This window comes from Salipiger sp. HF18 (assembly GCF_011806505.1).
Taxonomy (GTDB): Bacteria; Pseudomonadota; Alphaproteobacteria; order Rhodobacterales; family Rhodobacteraceae; genus Salipiger; species Salipiger thiooxidans.
Window position 1 is genome coordinate 1 of the sequence record NZ_JAATOS010000985.1, and the last position, 561, is coordinate 561.

Annotated in this window: 1 protein-coding gene; it reads left to right on the forward strand. The window is 70.1% G+C overall.

The window, feature by feature from the left end; all coding sequences use genetic code 11:
- Positions 1–561: DUF2235 domain-containing protein (locus HC022_RS28405; RefSeq protein WP_167454581.1), on the forward strand; the 561-nt coding region annotated here is incomplete at both ends.

The window sequence follows — 561 nt, forward strand, 5'->3', positions numbered from 1 at the left end:
GGCACCTGGAACCGGCCGGACGCGAGATTCGCGACCAATGTCTACAAGCTGCACAGCGCCACGCTGCAGACCGGCAGCGACGGCGTCGTGCAGCTTCCCAAATACATCCCCGGCGTCGGCACCGGCTTCGGCATGAGCGGCTTTGCCAAGGCCTGGGACCGGTTCCGGGGCGGGGTGTTCGGGGCAGGTGTCACCCGCAACATCATGACCGCCTACCGCTTCATCGCCGAGCAGTACGAGCCCGGCGACCAGGTCTTCATCTTCGGCTTCTCGCGCGGGGCCTTCACCGCGCGGTCGCTGGCGGGGATGCTGCGGGCCTCGGGGCTGCCACCGCACGCCCAGGCCTATCGTGCCGCCGAGGCGCTGCGGCGCTACCGGAACAGCGCCGAGGAGACGCGCCCCGACCACGAGGAGAGCTTCAGGTTCCGCGCGGTCTATTCGCCGCATCTTGCCACCAGTGCCGCCGAACAGGCGTGGCGCGTGGCGCAGGGCTTGCCCGCGGTGCCGCTCTTCACCGTCACCTATCTCGGGGTCTGGGACACGGTGGGGGCGATGGGGGTG